Genomic DNA, 19471 nt, shown 5'->3' on the forward strand with positions numbered 1-19471 from the left:
CGGGAGCGTTGAATGTACAGCGGAACCTATGAAGCCTGCGCCCGGTCCGCAGAAAGACAGCCAGGCTCGAATACCATCTCTCCGGGCACCTGATCTTCACGCCCTGGCGGCATTCCAAGGTGCGCGCGAGAATGCCGCGTCGTGCAATCTCTCTTGGGTGCCAGAATAATCCCTTTCATGCAGTTTCTACCGCTGAAGCGCACCGCAGCCAGGCTCGGATCAAGAATACAGAAGGGGCAGATCACATTGATCATATCACCGATCCCTCACCGGTGCCGGTTCGGTGGCCGCCACGCCGGCCGGGCTCAAGGCGCCGCAACGCCAGACGCTGTAGACCGGCTGGGTATCCCAGTCATAATAGAACACCGCTTTCAGCGTTCGCTCCGCCATCCCTTGACCGAAGACGCCGCGCATGGCGCGGATAGCCCCTTCTCGCTCCCGGTCGTCGATCGGGCAAGAAAGCGTGGTGTTGGCAATGCCCCATTCGGTCACCCAGCACGGCTTGCCCTCCCCTTCAGGCTGGCAAAAATCGAGAAGCGCCGTCACATACCGCGTAAGCGCCGCGTCACCTTTGCGCCCCGGATAGACGTGAATGCCATAGCCATCGATCAACGGGTCAATCCCCCGTTCCCGCAGGAGTGAGACAAACGCGCCGGGATCGAGCCGTTCCATCCCGCGATAGTCGGCCTCGTCTGCACCGACATCGGAAAGCCCGGCGGAAATCAGAAACGCGCCGCGGCTATGCACCGTTGAGCGCAGTTCCTCTCGGGTGATCCGGACGGCGGCGACATATGCGTCGAGCCCGCGCTCGAAGGCCGTGCGATTTGCGACTTCCGAAACGCTGCGCGGTGTCTGCCGCCCGGGTCTTTGATAGACGACGAGGTCGCCATTGTAGGCGCTGTAGTTGATTTCGTTTCCGGGCTCGACGGCGTCGATACGGATGCCCATGCCATCAATGCGGCGAAGCACCGAACGCAGGTGTGTGCGGTAAAGATCCGGGTCGAGATCCGAAAGCCGCCGGACATCCCAGATGCGGCCGAAACCGGTGCGAGGCCGCACGTCAGGCGGATAGTAGTCCTTGTTGCCGAGTTGGATCTCGAGAAGGATTTTCAGCCCCAGGCGGTCCGCCATTTCCAGCGCTTCGATGCTCTTTTCCACCGGCCTCGACAGCGAAAGCCGGACATGGGTGATGCCGCTTGCCGCAATTTCCTTCAGCACGCGCTTCTGATCAGGGCGGGAAAGCCAGGCGAGGTTTAACCGGTTAATGCCGATGCGATCGGGAAACACATCGTCTGCGTCCGCCGGCGCCGCCGGGGCAAGGGCCCAGAACGCTGCCAACAAGCAAGCGAGGCGCGCGCGTGTTCGCGCCGCCGCTTTCATCCTCTTAAAGTCCAATCTGCCTCAGAGCAGTTCGGAAATTCGCTTCGCAGGCGCAATAGCGGTCGATCACGGCTTGCGTGTCTATCTTGGCGAGAAAATTCGACAGATATGCGCGCTTGTCCGCGTCCCGGTTCCAGGTCGCCGCCTCTATATAGGGGAAGCCGATGAACTCCAGCATTTCCCGCATGCGGTCGTCGACCGCGATCATCAGCGCGGGTGTGCCGGCCTGCATACCGATGATGCAGCCGTGGAAACGGCGGCCGAAGCAGAGATCGCGTGAGGACATCGCGCCGCGCCACTGGTTGGTGTCGAAATAGACCAGCAGCTCGGATTTCCGCTGCCATTTTTCCGAATGCTTGTATTCGGTCGCGCCAGTGATGCGTCCGCTCGCCCGGTCATAGACAATGTCATTGTCGTCGCCGGTCAGGGCAAGGTTGTAGGCAACCACCTCGTCCTGAACCACATAGCTCGCGACGCTGTCGGGTTTAAGCAACGCATGCGCGTCGACGATCGTATCGGCAACACTGCCGAGATAGCCGCCGAAAGCGATCTTCTGGGCTTCTGCCAATCCCGGATTGGCAAGCGCGGAAAGTGACCGCTTCATCTCGTTGGGAGCGAAATAGAGCGATGGGCAGCCGGTCGGCTTGACGAACTTCATGCCCTGTTCCCTGAGAAACTCGGCAGTGAAATAGCCGCGGGTAAGGAAGAAGCTCTCCTTTTTCCTCAAGACCTCAAGGAACTGGAGCGTACCGGCCGGCAGCAGGTCCTTGAGCCCCTCCTTGCGCTGGATACCAATGCCCATCACCACGACCGGCATCTTCAGCTTGGCGAAGACTTCGGCTTCCAGGTCCGCGGAGTAGCCGGGCCGCAAGAGGTTGGCGGAGGCAAAAACGCAAAGATCGAACTCGCGGTTGACGCGCTCGTAGAGGTCCTCCGATCCCCGGTTGTTGGCGAGGTGCCAGAAGGGGAGGTAGGTGACATCATGACCGCGGAGGCTTTCGGCCGCGCCCTCGCCGATCAGGTAGTTGCCGGTATTGGCAATCCGTCTGATCTGGGAAATCAGGTCCTTCTTGGTGCTGGCTTCGTCAAAATAGGGCCGGTGGACGACAGTCGTGCCCGACACCTGAGCAATCGTTCTCTGCAGATAAGACGGAATTCCCGTTAGCAAAATACGCATAACTATCCTCTGAACCGATAAATGGAGGCCTTCGGGCCGTTAATTCGCGATGCCAATTTCACGAAGCGTCGTGCGGAAGGCGCGTTCGCGGTCGGAATACCGGTCGACAAGTTCGGTCGTGTTGAGCTTTGCCAGATGATCGGCCACGAACTCGGCGCGGTTCTCCGCCTTGTCGATCTCGGTGACGTCGACGGCGGGCAGGCCGGTGAAGCCGAGCATCTCGCGCATGCGGTCGTCCACGGCCACCATGAGGCTCGGCACGGCCGCCTGCATGGCAATGATCGATCCGTGGAAACGTCGGCCGAGATTGAAGTCCATCGACGAAGCCCAGGCGCGCCACTGGTTGGTGTCGAAGAAGGTGCGAACCTCAAACCGCTGCTTCTCCCGCTCCGTGCCGGGATAGGCAACATCGCCGATCATCAGGCCCGATGCGGAATCATAAACGCGCCCCTCATCTTGGGGCTCCACCTTCATGTCGAAGTGGAGGAACTCGTCCTGCACCACGTATTGCGGCACAGTGTCCTGCGGGGCAAGCGCATTCGCGTCAAGGATCGCATCCTGGTTGCCGCCGAGGTAGCCTGAAAAGATCGTCCGCGCCTTGCCGATCTTCACGCTCGACAGCCTCTTCATGGACCGACGCATGTTGTCCGGCATGAAATAGACCGAAGGGCAACCGGTCGGGCGCACGAAGGAGAAGCCCTGGTCCTTCAGGAAGCCGGCCGACTCGTAGCCGCGCGTCAGGAAGTAGTGCTCACGCTCTTTCAAGACGGCCAGGAGCCGCTTGGTTCCCTCCGGAAGATTGTTCTCCAAGTCCCTGCGGTTTTGCAGGCCGATGCCCAGCATGACGATGGGCATGTTGAGTCGGCTCAGGACCTCCGCCTCGGCATCTGCGGAAAGCCCCTTGCGCAAGAGGTTGGCGCAGGTGAAGACGCAGATGTCGAAGTTGGCGTTGAACTCATCGAACCCGCTGCCGCTTTTGCTCAAATTGTAGAGATGCCAGAAGGGAACCTGCTTCGCATGCGGCGCGAGCGCACGCAGGGCACCCTCACCGATAAGGTAGTTCCCTGTATTGCTGATGTTGCGCAGCTCCTGCAGAAACTCCTCTTTCGTTTCCGGCTGCTTCTGCCGCTCCGCATAGGAGACGGACAAGCCCTGGGCGCCATTGGCAAGGCGCGTGTAGTGACCAGGAATACCCGTCACGAGAATTCGTGGACGCATTCGACTAACCTTTCTGTTTCAGAGAAGCGGGCCGGCAATCAGCCGATCGCCGCGACCACGGGATTTGCCGCCGCCTGCTCGCGAAAGACCGCGGCGCGGGACAGTGACGAATTTTTCACGGACCGATCGCTCCATGAGATGAACTCCGAGAAGGAGGAAGCCCATGACCGGCGTGCGGCGGTCCTGATGCAGCCCTCCATCAGCGGAGCGAGCCTTTCGCGATTGTGCGCAACATCTTCGATGATACGCGCCATTTCCCTCACGACCTGAGGATCGGAAGCCGCGTTGATGAGTATACCGTCCTCGCCGCTGGAAATGAGCTCGTCTACGGCGCCGACCGCCGTCGCGATGGGGACGCAGCCAAGCTGCTGCGCCTCGGCGATCATCAACGGCGCGCCCTCCCAGCGCGAGGGCATGACGAGAACGTCGGCCCATCCCAGGGCCTTGATCAGATCCTTGCTGGCGAAGACGGGCGGGCGCACGTCGACGCCCAGGTCCTTCAGTCGTTCGCTCCAGGAGACGCTGGAATCCGCGAGGATTTCCCCTCCTACGACCCGGGCGTCGAAGGGGACGTTGGAGGCCCGCAGTTCCGCGAGCGCCGCCGCCAGCCGATCGATCCCCTTCTGCTGATCGAGCCGTCCCATGTAAAGAAGCCTCAATCGGTCGTCCTTGCGCTCGATCCGTCTGACCGCCAGAACCTCCGAAAGGACCTTGGGTGGCACGGAGAAGCTCGCGCCATTCGCAACGGCGAAGACTTTCTCGTGCGGGACACCGTAGCTGTGCAGATAGATCTTGAGCTGTTCGGAGCAGGTCAGGAAGGCATCGTAACAATGCTCGTGGGCAATCGCTGCGAAGGGTTGGCCGGCGGGCCTCTTGAAAGCCGTGTTATCGACAACATGAAGATAGCAGGCGGTACGCGTGCCTTCGGAGCGCAGTCGCGCAATGAGGGGATGGGCGGCCATGACGTGGTTGTTGATGACCAGGTCGAATCCGGAAAGCTGTCCCTTCAGCGCCTCCCAGTCGACAGAATGCCCCTCGGCAATAAAGTCCTGCCCCAGGAAGGAACCCGACCCTCCCCAGGCCGGAACTCCCTGGTCCCAGAAGTGAATGTAGTCGAAGCTAGAATCGAATTCATCGATCACGTCCATCCGGGACGTGCCGAGCACGAAAAGATGGGTTTCGTAACCCGCAGCCTTCAATTCTCGGGCGGCCGCATAGACGACTTTCTCGGCCCCACCAAACGAGGCGTTCGGCACGAGCAGCGCTACGGTCCGTTTGCCTTCGCTGTGCCCGAGCGGCAGGACCGGTGATCCCCCGACCTCCTTGCGCAGCGCCTTGTGCAGTTCGGTGTAGGGCACGAGCCGTGCCGGACGCCAGGTCCACCGCCTGCCCGCCGTGTCGCGCAGGGGACTGGTGGCAATCGCGTTGACACAATTGATCATGACTTGCTGAGGCGTGATGAGAGAGCGGCGCGGAAGGCTCCTTGGAAAAGGGAAGCGCACCTTCAGAACGGTCAATGTCGGCCATACCTGCTGGCTGCCGATCGAAGCAAACCAGTCCACCGCATTGTTCTGGACCACGTCCTGGACGAGCCGGGTCGAAAGGAAAATGAGGTCCGTAGGGCCGATTTTTTGTCCGCCCGCCCCATGAGCGATTGGCTCGATCTTGCGCTGCGCGGCATCGTTGGCGAGTTGGACGAAGACGACGTTGCTGTTCTCGCTCAGGCGCTCAAGGTGGGCAAGAACGTTCGGCAGCATGCGCGAACGCCGGAGCAGGTCGAGCGCCGCACCGCTTCCTGCGATTAGGAACGGCGGGAAATGCTCATTGTCGGGCTCGCCGATGTTCGCCCAGAACGCCGGGATAATGTCGTCGAGGCGAAGCATCATCGGCAGCTTGGTTGGATCGGTGAAAAAGGAGATCGCCGTATCTTCCGTTCGCGCAAACAGGTAGCGCGGGCACTCCTCATGCTCGAAATCAACCAGCATCGGGCGCTGGAACAGCGGCATGTGGCGCTTGCGCAGGAAGCTCACCGACGTGGCGCGGTCTCGGTTCGCCTCCTTGAAGCGGCTCTCCGCCCTCAGCCTGTATTCGAAGACGGTGTCGTGGCATGGCGTGCCGACGAAACCATGCTCGATGCAGGACAGCCAGAACTCCCAATCCTCGAAGCCGTTCTGCCTGTCGTCGTTGAAACGGACGCCTTCCTGAAAAACATCGATCGAGATCATCGATCCCGTGTCGCAGATATTGTCGGTGATGCAGTGGGCCAGCCGCGAATAGCGGTTGCCGTAGTGGGCGCGCCAGCTTACCGAAAATGTATCGATATTGGTGTAGACCCAACCGCAACCACTGAAGAGGAGTTGCCGGTAAAGCGTCGCGATCGTGCCGGGAAGGACACGATTGTCGGCATCGAGGAAATAGACGGCCTTCGTCTCGGGAAAGCGCTCAAGGACGAATTCGATGGCTCGATTGCGTGCGCCGCCCGGCCCCGCATTCTGGCCGAACACGACATGGACGGAAGGATGGGCCGCGGCATAGAGCAACAGTTGATCGAACGTCTCGTGCCGTGGATCGCCGTCGACCGAGATGACAATGACGACGCGGCAGCCACTATAATTCGAGGCAAGTACGGACTCAATCGCCTCCAGGGCGAGTGCCGCATGACCGTAGAGGGGCATGGCCACTGCGACCAGGTCCGCGAGCTCCCGGTTACCGGACATCGGCCGCCTCCGTCGATTGCTTGACCAGCCTGAAGCCGGACACCTTGAGCCAGGAGAAATCGACCGAATCCGTGACTGCGCGGCTGAGGATCATCAGATCCATCGGGCCGCGCACAGGCTCGTCCAGCTGGATGTTGATGTTGACGACCTGATTGGCGGTGACTTCGCGCCACCCGCTGAAGAATGCCGATGGCTTGGCCGTGCCCTTTCGCGCAAGCTCGGCCACTTCGGAACGCGCATTCGAATTCGCCGGGGCGAGCAGGAAGCTGACCGCCGCGGGCTCACCTTTCGGATGATCGATAACGGCACTTGCCGAGAAGGATATCGTTCCGGGCTCGACAGCGCGACTGACCGCGCCCGCCGATATACCGCTCGACAACGGATGGCAGACGATGGCGTGCTCATGCTCAAGGAAGCGCACCGTCTGGAATTCCGGGACGATGGGCGTGATCGAAACGTCCGCGATCTGGCTCAACGTGTCGACCGCCAGGCGATAGTCGATGATGTACTGACCCTCGAGCAGGCTACTCGGCGCGATCATGTTGGGTGCACTGGCGGGCTTCACCCCGGGCAGTCCCGTGAACACTTTGAACGCCAGCGGGCGCAGGTCGAGATCCGGATGCGGAAGTTCCGACCGCGCCGAATAGCGCTCGCCGGCAATCGGATAGCCAAGCGAAAGGCCGACGGTCTCGGGTCCGGTCGCGGATATCCGCAGCCGAAGTGTCCGTGCCGCGCCGCCGCAGGCTCGCGGCAAGGAGAAGAAGTTCCAATTAGGGACGAGTTGCGCGTAGGGCACGATCCACTCGGCCACGCCCTCCCCGCTTTCAAGATACCTCAGCGCAACGACGAGCTCTCCACTGGCTTTCGGTACGGAATGCAGGTGAAGCGCGAGCCCGGCCACGCCGAGGCTGGACACCGGCAGCAGTTGCTCGACAAAAGCGTTGGCGAGCAGCTGGCCGATCCCTTCATCCTTTGGGTCGGCATAGGGATCGTGGGAAAATACCTCTGAAACCGGCTCCCAGCTTCGCGCCTGGAACGCGTCTTCGAGAGCCCGGTAATTTTCCAGCAGCGTCTCGCGTTCCCGCCGCAGAATTGACAGCTCCGAGGTGATCGATGTGCTGTATCGGGCGAGCCGGCCGACGCCGCCCTCGGCCAGCGTTCGCAGAAGCGCAAGACTGTCTGACTTGTTGGCGGGATCAAGCCGCTGGAGGGGAACTGCGGGCACAGTACCCAGCGACCCCAGCAGCGCCAGGCGCTCTTGCAGATCCACCTCGCCCTCGTCGGAAAAGGCGACGGCGATTAACGGAAAGGCGTTCTGCAAGGTCGCCTGAGGGCGCCCATCCATTTCGAGATAGGTGACCAGATGCTCTATATCGCTTCCCTCGAAGCACGACCGGTCCCGGTCCGAAGCCGCCACCAGTTTTCTTGCCGCTATTCGCCGCCCTGTGCCGGAAGATATCGAATCTTGCACGCATCGCCTCTGAAGAACTATTCCGATCAAAAATCAACGACGCTGGATATTTGGCTGTTTGTTCAAATATTCCGGCATCACCCCAGGAGAATGTAACAACTATTTTTGCAACGCACAATGATAAAAATCAAAGCAAAACAAGCAATATATTTCATATCTACTTTAAAAATCGAAGTAATAATCTATCATTTTACCACCCTGTCGCGGATAAGCGATTTCTCACTCATTCTTTCAAGGATATCTTGTTGGCGATCGAGGCAGTCCCTCAGTCGGAAGCGACGCTCGACTGTCCGGCGCGCCGCGGCGCGCATCCCGATATGTTGCTCCGGGCTCTTCAGGGCACCGAGAATGGCTTCGGCGAGTGCGTCCGCGTCGAAGAATGGCACCAACAGGCCGTTCCGGCCGGTGCGGATAACCTCCCGCACAGGCGCGGTATCTGATCCAATGACCAGGGCGCCGCACGCCATTGCCTCCAACACCGACCAAGACAAAACGAACGGATAGGTCAGGTAGAGGTGCGCGGCCGAGATCTGGAAAAGCTGCCGCAAAACTGAATGCGGCACCACACCGGGAAAGAGGATATTTTCCCGCGGTATGTCCAGAGATTCCAAGAGGTGGTCCTTCCACGCCCCGCCGCCGGGCGGCGGCACACCATAGCTGGTGCCATCTCCGCCGACAAAGACGAACAGCGCATCGGGACGTTGCCGCACAACCTTCGCGGCAGCCTCCAACACCTGCGGGAATCCGCGATACGGCTCAAGGTCGCGCGCGACAAAGGTGACGATTGGAGAACCACCAGCCCTGAGCACACGTCCGTCCGAAAGCCTGACCGACGTTGTCGGGTCCGGTCGAAATCGCGCTGTATCGATGCCCTCGTGGCATACCGAAATGCGCCCCTGGGCGTCGGCGGGGTACAGACTTCTCTGCCAATGGGTGGGGCTGATGCCGGCCTCAATGGCCTCAAGGGACAAGAGCTGCGCGACGTTACGCAGCCGCAGCCTCTTGCGCGTCTCCAGATCGGGTTGATCGTCGGGGGCGAACCCTATGTCCGCCCCTTCCGGCCGGTAGAAGAACTCGCAATATCCCAATGCAGGCACCCGCGGCAGTACGTCCTTCAAGAACATCATGCTGCCCCAGCCGATATGGCCGACGACAATGTCGGGCACCAGCCCCTGCCGCACCATCGCATCTAGCGTTTCGGCGACGCGATGGCCGATACGCGCGTGATGATCGGGAGTCCCCATGTGCCGGGCCATGTGTGGATTTGCGCGCGGGCCCGATTCCGCTCGATGTCGAACGACGCGAACGGCCGGGATCTTCTGATCTATGGTTTCGGTGATGAGGCTTACCTCATTTCCCGCCTGCGCGAGCTGGGCGGCCAAGGCCGCGAATTGGCCGAAGCCCCGCCGATGTACAAACGCCACGTGCATCGCGCCTAGTCCGTCATTGCCGGGCCCACGGCATCGCTCACCACTTAGACGCCGTACCGTGAAGCCGTGCCCCAGGCCAGTTCGAGCTGGTGCAGTGTCTGGAAAGCCGTCTCAAGCATCCGCTGGTCCTGGTCGCCACGGTTTACCGCGCGCTCATACGTCATGGCCGCGTCGCGGAGACTTGCCCTCAGTTGCCGCCCCTTTTCTGTCAACTTGATGCGTGCGGACCGCTTGTCGCGCTGGGAGGCAACGCGATCAATGTAGTCGCCGTCGGCAAGCTGCTTCAGATAGTAGGAAACATTGGAACCAACATAATGCCCGCGATCCAGAAGTTCGGCGACCGAGAGCTCCGAGTCGCCGATTGCCAGCAGAATCATCGCCTGTGCCGGCCCGACGTCATCGACACGAAGCTTCGTCAGTTCCGCCCGAATGAGGCCCGAAAACCGTCGGCTTGCCCGCTCCATGAGGCGAGCAAGCTCGAAATATGTAATCTGCCGGAGATCACCAAACTCGGCATCCTGAGGATACCCGGGGTCCGCTTGTGCTGCCTGCCCCTTATTTCGAGTTCCCAGATCATCATTCAGATTGGACAGAATGAGCACATTATCTTCTTTCACTTCACGCTCCATTTCGGAAAAATACTTCAAAAGTTGAAGTAATCTTCAAATATCCCCATCACGCCGGATTACCCCGAGCTTGCGCAAGCCCTCCCTTCTGTGCCAGATTGGCAGAAGCAATACTACACTTCCGACCAGTTATAACCGCTTCTGCCCTCCAGAAGATGGCTCTAACGTTAACTCAAGGCAAATTGCCATGCGTGATACTGTTCAAAATGAGACAAGAAGCAAGAGCCAAATTTTGGGAGGAGAAGAACAAACCAACCCGGGATTGCTGATATCGCAAGCAAAGCGTGTATTCCTCTCCGGGTTACTGTATGCGGCTGCGCTTAGCGTGTGTCTAAATTTGCTACAACTCACGATGCCCCTATTCATGCTGCAAGTGCATGACAGAGTGCTCAATAGTCAGAGTATGGACACGCTCGTCATGCTCACCATTTTGGCGATCGGCGCACTTGTGGTGCTCGGTGTTCTGGAATTCATCCGCGCCCTCTCTTTCCAAGTCATCGGTGGCGCGCTCGTGCGCCGCTTAAACATGCCAGTCCTGGCCGCCGCCGTTCAGGCCTCGGTCGACCAGGGCTTGGCGCGGGCGACCCAGTCGCTTCGCGACATCGCAGAATTGCGAAGCTTTTTGACCTCGTCAGCGGTGACCGCGCCCCTCGACGCGGCCTGGTCACCGATCTTCCTCGGCGCCCTTTTCATTTTGCATCCGCTTTTCGGCCTTATTGGAGCGGTATCCGCGGCGCTGCTGCTTTGCGGCGGCCTGGTCACGGACATGTTGACACGCCAACTCACCAAGGAAGCGAACCAGACAAATATCGAAGCCGTGTCCAAGATTGGCGCATCACTGCGACATGCCGAGGCTATCGAGGCGATGGGTATGCTGCCGGCTCTGGCGAATCGTTGGCGCACCCTGCAAATGCAAGCCCTCAGCGCCTTTGAAACGAGTGGGAGCAGGAGCAAGGCGATGTCGTCCATCACCCGCAGCCTGCGCTATTCCATCCAGATCGTCACTCTAGCGGCCGGAGCATTTCTAGTGCTGGAGCAGGCAATTACGCCCGGCGCGATGATGGCGTCGAGCATTCTTGTCGGACGCCTCCTGATACCCTTCGATTCGATCATCGACAATTGGCGGCAGTGGGTTCTGGCGATCGCGGGCTGGCGTCGCCTTGAGGCCACCCTCAAGGCGGACCTTGCGATCCGCCAAACGATGCCCACTCCGCATTCGTCGGGCGACATCGTGGTCGACAAGCTGGTTTACGCAGCCCCGGGGCTGGATGTGCCAATCATCAAGGGCATTTCGTTCTCCCTCTCTCCGGGCGAGGTCCTGGGTGTGGTCGGTCCTTCCGCGGCAGGCAAATCGACCCTCGCGCGCCTGCTGGTCGGAATCTTGCGTCCCACGTCCGGCGGTGTCTTCCTCGACGGCAACAACACCTATCTCTGGGAGCGCAGCTCGTTCGGCCAAGTGGTCGGATATCTGCCGCAATCCGTGTCGCTTTTGGAAGGCACGATTCGAGAAAACATCGGGCGGATGGCCGAAAGCGATCCATATAAAGTGCTGGAGGCGGCGCGACTGGCCGACATCCACGACATGATCGGACGCCTACAACTCGGCTACGACACGCCCGTCGGCGACGGACACCTCACCCTTTCCGGAGGGCAGCGGCAGCGCATAGCGTTGGCGCGCTGCCTCTACAACAGGCCTCGCCTCATCGTGCTCGACGAGCCGAACGCAAACCTCGACGCGATTGGCGAGCAGGCACTTATCCGCGCGATCCAGCACGCGCGCGGCGATGGCGCCATCGTCATCATAATCGCTCACAGGCCAGCCATCATGCAAGTCGCCGACAAGCTGCTCGTGCTCGAAAACGGCCGCGTCACACAGTTCGGGCCGCGAGCGGACGTGATTCCGGCCACAATGCCGGGCGAAGCACGCCGCGAGGTGGCGGCGATATGACAGTGAAGAAGCCTCTTGCGGTCCGCCCCGGTCTTTCCGAGCGTCGAGTGCCATTTGATCAGCCGGTGCCGCTGAATATCAGCCCCTCGCGCTTGGAATTCGAACAACCTGATACCCGATCGCCGCTCCGCCGTCTTGTCATCGCGGGCATCGCCACGATCCTGGTGTCCTTCGGTGGATTCTTTGCCTGGGCGTTTTCGACCGAACTCAGCAGCGCGACGGTCGCCAACGGAACGGTCATCGTCGATTCAAAGAGAAAGACCATCAGCCATTTTGAAGGCGGTGTGATGAGCCGGCTGCTCGTTCAGGAGGGCGACAAGGTCTCTGCCGGGCAGCTCCTGATCGAGTTGGAGGATACGCGAGCCCGTTCCAGCCTGCGGTCACTCCAGATCCGGCGCATTGGCCTGATCGCGAAACTGGCGCGACTGAAGGCCGAGCAGACCGGCGCGCCCCGGATCAGTTTTCCACAGGATTTCGGGGACGCCCGGGACGCCGCGATCGACGACGCCGTGATGGCTGAGACGATATTTTTCGAGAAGCGGCGCGAGACCCAGGGGGGGCGCATAGAGGTCCAGAAAAAAACCATCGAGGAGCACCTCGAACAAGCGAAGTCACTCGGCATCCAGATCCAGGCGACGGACCAGCAAATCGACCTTATCGACGAGCAGCGGACGGCGATAGCAACGTTGGTGAAAAAGGGTGCCTTTTCGCGCACGCAACTCATCGAGATCGAGTCCCGGCTCAGCGAGCTTGCGCGGGAACGGAGCGAACTCGTCGGCGAAAAGGCCAGGGCAGAAAAAGCCAGAGCGGGCGCGCAACTCGCGCTGATCGGAATCGAAAGCGAGTTTCAGTCGACGATTGCTGGCGAAATCACGACGACACGCGTCGAGCTCGCGGATGTGGAAGAGCAGATCACCACCTCGAAGGATGTGCTGCGGCGCCTTGAGATCCGCTCTCCGCAGGACGGTATCATCAGTGACATCTGGCTGCGCACCCCTGGCAGCGCGGTCACGCCCGGTCAGGCATTGCTTGAGATCGTTCCGGAAAATGAGCCCCTATTGATCGAGATGCGCGTCAATCCTCGTGATATCGACAGCATCGCCATCGGCTCCCAGACGCAAATCCGGTTGACGGCCTATAATCAGCGCTCCCGCCTGCCAATGGAAGGCGCCATAACGTATGTCGCCGCAGACCAGTCGGTAGATGAAAAATCAAACACCGCGTTCTTCGTCGCGCGCGCCAAACTCGACGCGGCATCGCTCAAGGCAAATCCCGATGTCCGCCTCTATCCCGGCATGCCCGCGGAGGTGTTGATTATCCACAAGTCACGCCTTGCAATCGATTACCTCACCTCTCCCGCCGTCGAGAGTTTCAATCGCGCCTTCAGGGAAGACTAGCACGCGGAATGCAAATCGAAACATTTTGCATGTAAAATGTTTCGATTTTTGAAGTTATTTACAAATAAAGTAGATAAATTTTACTTCATAAAACTTGTCATTGCCGAAATAATGTACCATTAAGACTCAAATTCGGAAATTTATTTCCCAAGTTTGAGCACATTCTCTCTTTTAGACGCTTGCGTTGTTCTTTGTTGCAATGCACAGTCCAGACGCGCGATCGTCGCCCCTGCGCCGAAAACGCGTTCATAGTAACCTGATAAAGGAGAGGCAGATGGCCACATTGGAAGGCGGCGCATACGATGACGCCCTGTTCGGCTCCCGCTTCAGCGATTTCATTCGCGCCCATGGGGGCGATGATTTCGTGAGCGGCGGCAACGGGCACGACCTCGTGTTCGGTGGTGACGGTGACGACCTGCTGTTCGGCGGAAAGGGAAATGACTCCCTGTTCGGCGGCGACGGCAGCGACTTGCTGAACGGTGAAAACGGCGACGACACCCTCGTCGGCGGCTGGGGTGATGACCTTCTCTACGGCGACAAGGGCAGCGATATCCTGTTCGGCGGACAGGGAAGCGACCTTTTGTCCGGCGGCAAGGGCAATGACATACTTTATGGTGGTGATGGCCACGACATCATTGACGGCGGGGACGGTAACGACACCCTTGCTGGCGGTGCCGGCCATGACATCTTCGTCTTCGACGGCGGCGGCGGGAATGACGTCATTCTCGACTTTACCGCGGGCGAGGATCTGCTGCAGATATCGAAGGGCATCAATGGCCTCGACGTGTCTTCGCCCGAAGACCTGGCCTCGCGCGTCACGCAGGTTGGCGGCAATGTCGTCGTGGATCTCGGCCATGGCGATACGCTCACATTGGTAAATGCCGATGCCGACGACATCCAGGCCAATCCCGACAACTACTTCACTGTTCACTGAGCCTGAGCTCGGCGCGCCCTGCCTCCTCCCGTGGGGCGCGCTATTCCGATTCAGAAGGATAGCGTGTGACGTTCGACGATTCGATAGACGCCACTGGCGTTTTCAGGAGCGCAAGGATCTTTCGGCTCGGCACAGAGCTTGCCGTCCTTGTCTGGGACCTCCCCTCAGCCCTCCCCGCCGCCACAAGGTGCCTGTTGTCCATGGACCAGTCGCCGATACCGCTTGTCAGCATGATGCTTCCGCTTGCCAACGGACGGCAACGCATGTTCTGGGCGATGCGACCAGGAAAGCAGCCGGAGAGTGTGGGCATTTGCACCGAAGACGGCGGTACCTTCGATACCATCGTAATGCAGCCTGCGCGCGCGCTCGCGCCTCTCGATGTGGAGGCCTTGTTCGCCAATCTTGCGCCAGAAGCCCGTATCAAATTCGTCAACAACCTACTGACTGTGTGGCGAAGCGCCTTCCGCATTGCCGGCGATCACCTTTTCAGCATGGTGGTTGAAGACGCCCTTCACGCGCTCGTACCTGAACCGCAGGCCGCCAGCATCGTGTGCCAGGTAGCGCAAGGGTGCCATTTAATTGAGACGGCTATCAATCCGGATCTGGGCGAGATCACAGCGATCTATGCGATCGGGCCGGCTTCGATCACACGCATGGCCGTAAGGCTGGTTATCGGACGCGCGAAACACGGCAGCCTGCACTCGTGTCATTTCATCGCGGAGGCGCCTTTCCCTTCCACTCCCTTTCCGATCGTCCTCGTGAGCAAGAATGGCGTCGCCATCCGCCAGGTTGTCGACGGCAAGCCTCGCCATCCCAGCCTCCAGAGTTGGTGGGACAATAACCGGGCGGCGGCGGAACTGCGCGAAATGATTGTCCGTCGACTCGCGACGTTGCCGCAAAGCGGCGCCGCCACGGCCATCGACCTTCAAGTCCGCGCACCACTGGCAACAAGCAGGATCGCCAAGTCGTCCATGCATCCGTCCGGGGAGGTTGATCTCGCCCTGGCGCTCGATGACGGTTTGCTGGCCGGCGGCTGGTTCCATGCGCCGTCATCCGTGTTCGCCGGCATCGACTACGTCAAAGAGGACGGCACTGCGGTGCCGCTCGATGGGAACAGCTACGAATTTCCAGCATGGGCGCAAGGCAAGGATGCCAACAGCAAGACCGATGTGACCGGTTTCATTGCCTGGGTCCCGCTGGCGGAATCTCCCGGGCCGCTTCTGCAACCACGATTTCAGATGCGCCTTGCCTCGGGAGCGGTGAGACCGCTTGTACCGAAGCCACAGGCTTTCGAGCCCACGATACAACGAAACCACATCCTGCGCGCCGTGCCACCGCAGCATGCCGTCGACCGCGCTTTCCGTACGATCCTTGCTCCCGCCTTGCAGGGCGTAGAGCGGCGATTGGGCAAGACGATAGAGGTTAACTCCACAAAGGACTACGGCATTCCCAAATGTGCGCCCCTTGTTTCCATCGTTGTGCCCCTCTACCGCGTTCTCGACTTCCTGCGTTTCCAGTTGTCGGGGATGGCTACGGATCCATGGCTCGCCGAGAATGTGGAGATTATCTACGTCCTTGATTCACCGGAAATTCAGGACGAGACGGAGCACCTGCTGGGCGGCTTGCACCTTCTGCACGGGCTACCGATGAAGTTGGTGGTGATGAACCGCAACGGAGGCTATGCCCGTGCTTGCAATGCCGGCGCACGTTTTGCACGCGGCGCCATACTGGTAATGCTAAATTCGGATGTCGTGCCGTGCGCGCCAGGCTGGCTCCAGGTCCTGTCGCGTCAGTTGTTGGAAAGGCAGGAACTTGGGGCCATCGGCCCGAAGCTGATTTTCGAAGACGGATCGCTGCAGCATGCCGGGCTCTACTTCGCCCGCGACCAGCGCGGGATCTGGTTGAACCACCATTTCCACAAGGGGATGCCTGGCGACTACGCGCCGGCGCAACGTGCCCGCAACGTTCCTGGCGTCACCGGCGCTTGCCTCGTGACCCGCAGGGATACCTACGAGCGCGTTGGCGGCTACACCGAGGACTACGTGATTGGCGACTACGAGGACAGCGACCTGTGCCTCAAGATCCGTCGCCTTGGGCTCCAGATAGCCTATGAGCCGGCAGTGTGCCTGTATCATTTCGAGCGTCGCTCGATCCGCCGTAGCCAGGACTACATGCGCGGCGTTGCGAGCCAATATAATTCATGGCTGCACACGCAGCGCTGGGAGGACGACATCACCGAACTGATGGCCAGCAGCCAGTTCGGTAGCGACCCGGATCGGCCTTCGGCAGCGGGTGGAAACATCCGGGAAAGGAACGCAGCATGACGCAAGCGGCACTCGTGCAGCCCCCCGCGCCGGCCCGGCTGATCGATGAAGACCGTGTTCGGTGGTTGATCGAATCCGTTCGGGGCAATCGTTTTCTGCCGCAACCGGATTCGACCAATGTCTTCGTGGGAGACGGAGATTTCCGCGCGATAGGAGCGGAGTTTCTCGGTTACTTTATTCGCATCGGCGGCTTGCGTGAAGACAGCCGCGTGCTCGACATTGGTTGTGGTATTGGCCGCATGGCCGTGCCGCTCACCCAGTATCTCGACCCGCAAGCGAGCCGCTACGATGGCATCGATCCAGTTGAGGGCGGCATTGGCTGGTGTCAGCGTACGATCACGCCCGCCTACCCCAATTTCGCCTTCCAGCGACTGGACGTCGCGCACGAACTCTACAATCCGAGTGGCAAGATCAGCGGGAAGGCCTTGGCGCTGCCCTTTCCGGATTATCATTTCGACTTCGTCATAATGACGTCTGTAGTCACTCATCTGCCGCCTGCGGAGGTGCTTGTCTACCTCTCAGAGGTCCGCAGAGTCCTGTCACCCCGGGGCCGCCTGTTCATGACTGCATTCGTCATCGACGGGATCGCTGCGGCAAAAGAAAACAGGCGGCGCGATCCGCGTCTCGCTTTCCACCGCTATGGCGAAAGCCCATTCTGGTTTGTACCCAACCAGCCACCGCTTGCCGCGATCGGCTTCGAAGACGGCTTTCTGGACAAAGCGCTCGAACGGGCCGGCCTCTCCGTCGCTCTGAAATCGCTCGGCCATTGGCGCGGTACCGATGCGGGGCACCATCAGGACTTCATCGTGGCCAAGCGTCGGGGAAATGGGCGATGAGCAAGCGCATTCTGGTGGCCGCCCACAACCATCCGTCTCTCCACCCAGGAGGAACAGAGATCTTCGCTCACGACTTATTTCGTGCCTACCAGCGCGCAGGGCACGAGGCCTTGTTTCTCGGTGCCACGAACCAAATCCATCGCGAGGCCAGGCCGGGCACGAGCTTTCAGGGCATCGGCCCGGCAGGAGACGAGGTCCTGCTGTGGTCGGGGCACTTCGACCGCTTCTTCATGAGCCAGATCGACCTTTATGGCGTGGTGCCGGACATAGCGGAGTTGCTGCGCGATTTCCGACCGGATGTGGTCCACCTCCACCACCTGCTGCTGCTTGGCGCCGAGTTCCCGCACATCGTCCGCCGCACCCTGCCCCACTGCCAGATCGTCATGACGCTCCATGACTACTACCCCATCTGCCATCACGACGGCCTGATGGTGCGCACCGGCAGCAAGGAGCTTTGTCACCAAGCCAGCCCCGACCGCTGCCATGGCTGCTTCAAGGACATTCCGCTCGATCGCTTTGCTTTGCGCGAACGCCACCTGAAGGCTCTGCTGAACACGGTCGATCACTTCGTCGCGCCAAGCGCCTTTTTACGAGAGCGCTTCGTGCAATGGGGGCTGGGCGAAGATGCGATCAGCGTCATTCCCAATGGTATCCCCATCCGAAATGCTGGAGCGCGAAGGGAGCTGCTCGAGGGCGGGCGGCCCGTCTTCGGATATTTCGGAAATCTCAACCCCTGGAAAGGGGTGACTATATTGCTCGACGCTGCGCGCCTGCTTCTGGCCGATGGCCTGGAATTCGAGCTTCGCGTCCATGGTGGCGCGCCCTTCCAGAGCCAGGCTTTCGTCGACGAGATCGATCGCCGCTTCGCAGAAACGGCAGCATCTGTGCAGCCCCGGGGCCCCTATCGGCGCGAAGATATAGGTGATCTGGTGGCCGCGGTCGATTGCACCATCGTTCCTTCCGTCTGGTGGGAGAACGCGCCGCTGGTCATTCAGGAAGCCCAGACCCAGGGCCGGCCGGTCATTGCTAGCAACATCGGGGGAATGGCTGAAATGGTCGAGCACGGCGTCAACGGCCTGACTGTTCCACCCAACGATGCACGAGCGCTCGCCGCGGCGATGCGTAGCATATTGGAAGAGCCCGACCTGCTGCGCCAGTTCTCCAAAAACGCTCGCAAACCCGACGACATCGACACGACCGCCCGCCGCTATCTCAGGCAGATCGAACCCGCGCAGGTTCAGGCATAGGAGAACACCATGGCTAATCCCGCTGAAAGACCGGATGCCGCATCCGAACAGGACAACGCCAAGCCGATGAACGGCCGGGTGGATGCCATCGACATGGGTCGGATCTTCGGCTGGGCATTCGACCCGATGGCGCCGGACCAACGGCTGACCATCCGTGTGCTTCTCGATGCAAAGGTGATTGCCGAGGCGGTTGCCGATCGCAATCGTCCCGACTTGCGGCGCAACGGTATCGGCGATGGCAAGCACGCATTTGAAATCGCCCTGCCCGAACCCGTCCACTCGCGGGCGAGCGATCTCGTCGTCGTGGCGCGAAATGGAAGTGGTTCCGAGCAAGCCTTGCGCGTTCCACAGCCGGATGAGCAGGCGGCCGAAGCTCTTATCGCCGCGCCGCTGACGAAAGTGCTCGACAAGCTCGACGTATTGATGGCAGCGCAGCGGCAGTTGCAGGTCTCACAGCGATCAGTGCAGCGCACATCACAAATCGATACCGACAAGTCCGAGACCGAGATCATCGGCCTGACCGACATCAGCGACGGGGTCGACAGCCTCAGGGTGGATATCAGCCAACGGCTCAATGATCTCGATGTCCATCTGATGCGGCTGGACGGGGTGGTGGCAGGAATGGAGAAAAGCCTGAATTCGTTGCAGAAACGTGCGAACGGCGAGTTGAAGCCCCTGCTGCTGCTGCTGTTCGTACTTGTGGGATTTACCGCGGGCGCTGGCCTTGCGCTGATTGCCAGGATCTGATGCAGGGAGGTTACGCCGT

General features: G+C 60.3%; 14 protein-coding genes. 7 read left to right on the forward strand and 7 right to left on the reverse strand.

Translation table 11 applies throughout. The features are described from left to right. Positions 1-255: 255 nt before the first annotated feature. The 7 genes from A3AY_RS0120375 to A3AY_RS0120405 form a co-directional block, all read right to left on the reverse strand. Entirely contained in the window at positions 256-1380 is a 1125-nt protein-coding gene (locus A3AY_RS0120375) for a TroA family protein (protein ID WP_018327521.1), read from the reverse strand. A gap of 4 nt (positions 1381-1384) precedes the next feature. After that, complete coding sequence (locus A3AY_RS0120380; RefSeq protein WP_018327522.1) at positions 1385-2557, reverse strand: polysaccharide pyruvyl transferase family protein; 1173 nt, start codon at positions 2555-2557, stop codon at positions 1385-1387. A gap of 39 nt (positions 2558-2596) precedes the next feature. Next, positions 2597-3775 (reverse strand): polysaccharide pyruvyl transferase family protein, encoded by a 1179-nt coding sequence (locus A3AY_RS0120385; RefSeq protein WP_018327523.1) that lies wholly within the window; start codon positions 3773-3775, stop codon positions 2597-2599. A 38-nt stretch (positions 3776-3813) separates the two neighbouring features. Continuing rightward, positions 3814-6492, reverse strand: a complete 2679-nt coding sequence (locus A3AY_RS0120390) for a glycosyltransferase (RefSeq protein WP_018327524.1) — start codon at positions 6490-6492, stop codon at positions 3814-3816. Beyond that, entirely contained in the window at positions 6482-7963 is a 1482-nt protein-coding gene (locus A3AY_RS0120395) for a DUF6212 domain-containing protein (protein WP_040669043.1), read from the reverse strand. Before A3AY_RS0120395 ends, A3AY_RS0120390 begins: the two co-directional genes overlap by 11 nt. Positions 7964-8148: 185 nt before the next feature. Next, positions 8149-9393 (reverse strand): glycosyltransferase family 4 protein, encoded by a 1245-nt coding sequence (locus A3AY_RS0120400; RefSeq protein WP_026203651.1) that lies wholly within the window; start codon positions 9391-9393, stop codon positions 8149-8151. A 44-nt stretch (positions 9394-9437) separates the two neighbouring features. Further along, positions 9438-10040 (reverse strand): MarR family transcriptional regulator, encoded by a 603-nt coding sequence (locus A3AY_RS0120405; protein ID WP_018327528.1) that lies wholly within the window; start codon positions 10038-10040, stop codon positions 9438-9440. A 166-nt stretch (positions 10041-10206) separates the two neighbouring features. Here A3AY_RS0120405 and A3AY_RS0120410 point away from each other — a divergent pair, with 166 nt between their 5' ends. The 7 genes from A3AY_RS0120410 to A3AY_RS0120440 all read left to right on the forward strand — a co-directional run bounded on the left by A3AY_RS0120410 (position 10207) and on the right by A3AY_RS0120440 (position 19452). After that, a complete protein-coding gene (locus tag A3AY_RS0120410) occupies positions 10207-11967 on the forward strand; it encodes a type I secretion system permease/ATPase (RefSeq protein WP_026203653.1) in 1761 nt (586 codons plus the stop codon). Next, complete coding sequence (locus tag A3AY_RS0120415; RefSeq protein ID WP_018327530.1) at positions 11964-13364, forward strand: HlyD family type I secretion periplasmic adaptor subunit; 1401 nt, start codon at positions 11964-11966, stop codon at positions 13362-13364. The genes A3AY_RS0120410 and A3AY_RS0120415 overlap by 4 nt, the downstream gene beginning before the upstream one ends. 274 nt (positions 13365-13638) lie before the next feature. After that, positions 13639-14298 carry a calcium-binding protein gene (locus A3AY_RS0120420; RefSeq protein WP_018327531.1) on the forward strand — a complete coding sequence of 220 codons (660 nt, stop codon included), beginning with the start codon at positions 13639-13641 and terminating at the stop codon, positions 14296-14298. Positions 14299-14363: 65 nt separating this feature from the next. Then, positions 14364-16622, forward strand: coding sequence for a glycosyltransferase family 2 protein (locus A3AY_RS0120425; RefSeq protein ID WP_018327532.1), 2259 nt, complete (start codon positions 14364-14366; stop codon positions 16620-16622). Beyond that, positions 16619-17458, forward strand: a complete 840-nt coding sequence (locus tag A3AY_RS0120430; protein WP_018327533.1) for a class I SAM-dependent methyltransferase — start codon at positions 16619-16621, stop codon at positions 17456-17458. The genes A3AY_RS0120425 and A3AY_RS0120430 overlap by 4 nt, the downstream gene beginning before the upstream one ends. Continuing rightward, complete coding sequence (locus A3AY_RS0120435; protein WP_018327534.1) at positions 17455-18705, forward strand: glycosyltransferase family 4 protein; 1251 nt, start codon at positions 17455-17457, stop codon at positions 18703-18705. The genes A3AY_RS0120430 and A3AY_RS0120435 overlap by 4 nt, the downstream gene beginning before the upstream one ends. Positions 18706-18714: 9 nt before the next feature. Next, on the forward strand, positions 18715-19452 hold the full coding sequence (locus tag A3AY_RS0120440; RefSeq protein ID WP_018327535.1) for a hypothetical protein: 738 nt from the start codon (positions 18715-18717) through the stop codon (positions 19450-19452). Positions 19453-19471 lie beyond the last annotated feature (19 nt).

Source organism: Rhizobium giardinii bv. giardinii H152 (assembly GCF_000379605.1).
Lineage (GTDB): Bacteria > Pseudomonadota > Alphaproteobacteria > Rhizobiales > Rhizobiaceae > Pararhizobium > Pararhizobium giardinii.